Below are 4,876 nucleotides of genomic sequence, written 5' to 3'. Positions count from 1 at the left end.
GTTGTCGTAATCGAATAATCCGACCACGATTACGACAACGACAACGACAACGACAACGACAACGGCGCCCGGACCGTGAGAACGTCCGGTAGCGGTAACTGTAGGGTGCGCGGTGCGTACCCTACGACAGGTGCGTTAACACATCGGTTCTGATCGCACCCCCCGCGCGATGGCCTGGGTGATGGCCCGACCAGCGAGTGAACCCCGAGGTCGTTGGTCCGCGCAGCGGACCCTACGGGGACCGACTGAGCCGCGCGCGACAATCTCAAGCCCAACACCCACACCCAACGCGGAGTCCCCAGATGCCCAGACAGATCATCAATACCGAGGCGGCGCCGGCGGCGATCGGGACCTACTCCCAGGCGGTCCGGGTGGGGGATACCGTCTATCTCTCGGGTCAGATCCCGCTGGTGCCGCAGACCATGGCCTTGGTGGACGGGGACATGCAGGCGCAGATCCGGCAGGTGTTGCGCAATCTCGCCGCGGTGGCGGGGGCGGCGGGCGGCAGTCTGGACGAGGTGGTCAAGCTCAACGTTTTCCTGACGGATCTCACCCACTTTCCCCTGGTCAATCAGGTCATGGCGGAGTTTTTCAGCGAGCCCTACCCGGCGCGGGCGGCGGTGGGCGTGGCGGCCCTGCCCAGGGGTGCGGCGGTGGAGATGGATGCGATCCTGGTGCTGGGTGGCTGAAGCGCCGCCCGGAGCGGTGGCGGGACTGGTCCTTGGGGTCGCGTTGAAGCCCTGCGAAAATGCGGCCTTGGCTTGCATTCCTCAGAAGATGGCTTACCATCCCGACCTGGCCTGTCTGACCTAGCCCGCGGGGTATTTCGTGCGCGTCATCCTGTCCCTGTTCTCGTTTCTGCTGTTCCTCACGCTCGCCGGTTGCGGCTCCAATCCTGCGCGGGAGGGCGCCGGCCGCGCGCCCGAGGGGTCGGCCTATGGGGGCGGCGGCGGTTCGGGCAACTTCGCCAACAACCCGGCCGCGCTGCGCTTCGCCCAGACCATGCAGCAGCGCCACGGCTACGATGCCGAGGCGGTCATGAGTATCCTCGCGCGCGCCCAACGCCAGAACTGGATCATCGCGCAGATGAACAAGCCCCTGCGCAAGGGCAGCGGTCCGGCCGTCCCCACCGGGGCCTGGAACCGCCACCGGGCCAAGTTCATCACGAGCGACAACATCGACAAGGGCGTGGCCTTCTGGAATCAACACCGTGCGGAGCTGCAGCGCGCCTCCGCGAACTATGGGGTGCCGCCGGAGATCATCGTCGGCATCATCGGGGTCGAGACCCGCTGGGGCCGGATCATGGGCAAGACCCGCATCATCGATGCGCTCGCGACCCTGTCCTTCGCCTACCCGCGGCGTTCCGCGTACTTTACCGGTGAGTTGGAGGCCTTCCTGCTCCTGACCCGGGAGGAGGGCATCGACCCCTTCCAACCTACCGGCTCCTTCGCCGGGGCCATGGGCTATGGTCAGTTCATGCCCTCGAACATTCGCCGCTACGGGGTGGATTTCAACGGGGACAGGCATCGCAGCCTGTGGCATCCGGTGGATGCCATCGGCAGTGTCGCCAACTATTTCAAGGGCCACGGCTGGCGTACCGGGGAGCCGGTGGTGGTGCGGGCGACGGTGAGCGGTCCGGGCGCCGGGTCCCTCAAGGCCGGGTTCGATACCAACTATTCGCTCGCCACCCTGGCCGGCGCCGGGATCACCCCGGCCGGGTCCCTGGGCGGGGCGAATTCGGCGAGCCTGCTCAAGTTCGACGTCGGCAGCGGCTACGAGTATTGGCTGGGCCTGCACAATTTCTATGTGATCACCCGCTACAACCACCTCACCTACTATGCGATGGCCGTGTACCAACTCGGCAACGCCGTCAAGGCGCGCGTCGGCGGCGGCGCGCCCCGGATGGCCGCGGTGCAGTGATCTGCGGCGTCGCTGGGGACGGGGGGAATGAGTCCGCGGAAAACGCGAATAAACCTGGAACGGGCAGTTATCCACGGATGAACACCGATTATCACAGATTATTCATTGGCTTGCGCTTGGTCAGGGGCTTGCCTTGCCAGTGATTGCGACATCAGCCATAAGCGCATGACAACTCAAAGAAAATCTGTGTTCATCTGTGTTCATCTGTGTTCATCTGTGGATTTTATGACAAATGGACGGGATTAACAGGATTTACAGGATTGCCGATGACCGGAAACTCGAGTTTGTCATCCTGTCAATCCTTAAGTCAGACGCCGATCGGGTACCGATCGGCGTTTAGTACAGGGTCAGTCCAAGCCTCCAGGCATAGACTCCGGGATCTCCCAGTATTCCACGTTGACCTGGACGATGGCGCCGTCGGCGGCATCCACGTAGATGTTGAATTCACCGTCCCCGCCGGGGATCTCGATGTCCACTTCATAGACCGCCGGACCCGATTGGAGCAAGAGCCGTTTGATCTCTTCCACCTCGCCGGGGTAGCGGGCAAGGGCGGCACTCGTGGCCTGCTCCGGCGTGATCTTCGCGACGGCAGTCCAGCGCGGGTCGTCCGCCTTGACCACCAGGTCGACCGCCGAGATCAAGCCGGTGCCGGCGCTGCAACCCACATAGTAGGTGGCGCCCTTGGCATTCACCTCGAACTCATAGGTCGGATCGCCCTGGCGCGACTCGAACTCCAGGTGGTCGATCGCGGCGCCGATCTGTTCGGCGACCAGGTCCATGCAGGTGGTGAGCGGGACCTTGGTCTGAGCCACCGAGTCGGCGATGGGGCCGGCGGTTGCCGCGGCGGCTGCCAGGGCCGTTGCCACCGATACGCAAAGCATCAATCGTTTCATGTCGGAGTCCTTGTTGAGATCAATGAACTCGCCGTAGCGAGGGTCTTGCCATGTTTGCATGGCCCAAATCTTGAGTCGTTTCTTACCGGCCCTCGCCGTTGGATTTGCAGACGGCCTGGCGGAAGCGGTTGCAGCGATCGAGGAACTCCCGGGTGCTCTTGGGCATGGGGACCCGGGCGCGCACGATGTGGGTGACGAGTTCGGTCCCCTCGCGCAGCAGCCGTGCGCCCTCCAACACCTCGCGGATGGCCGCCGCGTCCGGGATCGTCGGTAACTGGGGCGCGATGTTGCAGAGTTGTTCGCGGGCGACCACATAGTCCGGCCAGACCTCGAAGATGCAGGCGTCGGTGCGCAGGATCTCGCACTTGCGCTTGGCCGCCCGTACCAGATGGTCGATGCGCGGATCGATGTTGGAGAACCGGGTGCTGGTGGAGAAGGCGTCCTTGAGGCCGGTGCCGAGGCGGTCGATGTCGCGCATGGCCATGGCCATCTTCAGATAACGGCCCTCGTAGAAGTCTTCGATGGGGATCGAGAAAGCCTTGAAGGGCTCCCCCCACAACTCGTCGATGCCCTCGTCGCCGCCGCGGTGGCGCACCATCTTGCCGAGATCCAGGGCCTCCATCAGGCATTGGCCGCACTCGCGCATCAGGGTGTTGTCGGGCGCGATCTCGACCCCCGCGGACTGTAAGTCCACGAGCGAGGTGAAGATATCCGCGGCGCGGTTGAACAGCGCACCGGCCAGCATGGCCCCGTTGACCCGCTTGCGCTCGATATGGGTCTCGGACTGGTAGGCCTCGCGCGCCTCGTCCAGGCGGGCCCCGGGGATGTTGATCCCGTGCTCGACATGGTTGAAGAGGCGCCGCGTCAGGGCCTGAATCAGGCGCTTGCGGGTCTCCTCCGAGTTGGGCGGGGGGTCATAGGCCTTGATCCAGTACCCGTCGTAGTAGACGCGCAGCTCGCCGTCGATCGTGCGGCGGGTGCCGTTGGCAGTGGACTCGGACATGGGGCGTGCGGGCTTGTTGGTTGAGTGGCGCAAGTGTATCGGACCCGGGTGCCGGTCAGGGGGCGAAGATTGAGTTGAGAGCGGACGGCGCCTTGCGTGGTCCGGCGACGGTTGCGGGGCCCGGTGCGCTGCCTGGTCCTGTTAGACTACCAAAGGTTACCACCAGTGGGGCAGGGCCCGAGATGATAAACAAAGACAAGCTCACCGCGCTGGTGATGACGGTCGTGGTGTGGGGTCTGGCGGGGGGGCTCTGCGGCGCCCTGTTCGCGGGTCTGCAGCAGGTGCTCATGGCGCTTGGACTCACCGCCTGGCAGTCGCCGCTGGTGGCCGCCGCGGCGGCGGCGATGGCCACGGCCGCCTTCTACAGTGCCATGCCAGTGGCCCTGAGCGGCGCCATGGCCGGGGTCCTGGCGTCCGTCGGGTCCCTGATCCTGGGCGGTCCGGAGCTGGGGCTCGGCGCCAGCGCCGGGGTTGCCGCGGTGGTCGGTCTGGGGGTCGGCAGCTTCTATGCCTGGATGACGGACGCCGCCGGGCGGCCCCTGTCCCGGACCCTGGCCGGGCTACTTGGGGGGCTGATCGCGGGGGCGGTGGTGGCCGCGGTGGTCGCCTCCGGTTGGCCGGCGGGGACCTTCGTCCTCGCCGCCGTCCTGGTCGTCCTGGTCGGCACCCTGTTCGAGGTCGCGGAACGCTGGCTGATCGGCCGCGGCCGACGACTGGTCCCGGTTGACGTGGCGGCGGCGCTGGTGGCCGGTCTGATCGCGTCCATGGTTGCCGCCGGCATCTGGCTGCTCGGGGGGGCCCCGACGCTGGCCCTGGACGGGACCAGCCACGACCTGCTGGGGCAGGTCCATCGCGAACTGCCGTCCGGTTTCCTGGGCGGGCTCCTGGGCGGCGCCGGCATCGCGCTGGTCCTGGAACTGCTCGGGTTCCGGCTGGAGGAACACCGCTGACCGGCCGGCTCGGGTGCGATCAGACCTGATGTGGTGACCGAGATCCCGGGTGCGCTGTCGTTGTCGTTGTCGTTGTCGTTGTCGTAATCGTGGTCGGATTATTCGATTAC

At 65.8% G+C, this 4,876-nt stretch carries 5 protein-coding genes; 3 read left to right on the top strand and 2 right to left on the bottom strand.

Annotation, left to right across the window (positions count from 1 at the left end):
* Positions 1-302 precede the first annotated feature (302 nt).
* Together QZY48_RS13250 and mltB are read left to right on the top strand one after the other, a co-directional pair.
* On the top strand, positions 303-689 hold the full coding sequence (locus QZY48_RS13250) for a Rid family detoxifying hydrolase (protein WP_295431325.1): 387 nt from the start codon (positions 303-305) through the stop codon (positions 687-689).
* 139 nt (positions 690-828) lie between these two features.
* Positions 829-1,920 (top strand): lytic murein transglycosylase B, encoded by a 1,092-nt coding sequence (gene mltB, locus QZY48_RS13245; protein ID WP_295431324.1) that lies wholly within the window; start codon positions 829-831, stop codon positions 1,918-1,920.
* A gap of 347 nt (positions 1,921-2,267) precedes the next feature.
* Here mltB and QZY48_RS13240 read toward each other — a convergent pair whose 3' ends face one another.
* Together QZY48_RS13240 and QZY48_RS13235 are read right to left on the bottom strand one after the other, a co-directional pair.
* Positions 2,268-2,873, bottom strand: coding sequence for a PepSY domain-containing protein (locus tag QZY48_RS13240; RefSeq protein ID WP_295431323.1), 606 nt, complete (start codon positions 2,871-2,873; stop codon positions 2,268-2,270).
* 22 nt (positions 2,874-2,895) lie between these two features.
* Positions 2,896-3,816 carry a hypothetical protein gene (locus tag QZY48_RS13235; RefSeq protein WP_295431322.1) on the bottom strand — a complete coding sequence of 307 codons (921 nt, stop codon included), beginning with the start codon at positions 3,814-3,816 and terminating at the stop codon, positions 2,896-2,898.
* 182 nt (positions 3,817-3,998) lie between these two features.
* On the opposite strand from QZY48_RS13235, the gene QZY48_RS13230 reads away from it, so the two are divergent.
* Positions 3,999-4,766, top strand: a complete 768-nt coding sequence (locus QZY48_RS13230) for a spermidine synthase (RefSeq protein WP_295431321.1) — start codon at positions 3,999-4,001, stop codon at positions 4,764-4,766.
* The last annotated feature ends 110 nt before the right edge of the window (positions 4,767-4,876 follow it).

This window comes from uncultured Thiodictyon sp., from assembly GCF_903828115.1.
Classification (GTDB): Bacteria; Pseudomonadota; Gammaproteobacteria; order Chromatiales; family Chromatiaceae; genus Thiodictyon.
The sequence above is the reverse complement of the archived record's forward strand: the minus strand, read 5'-3'. Positions and strand labels throughout refer to the sequence as shown.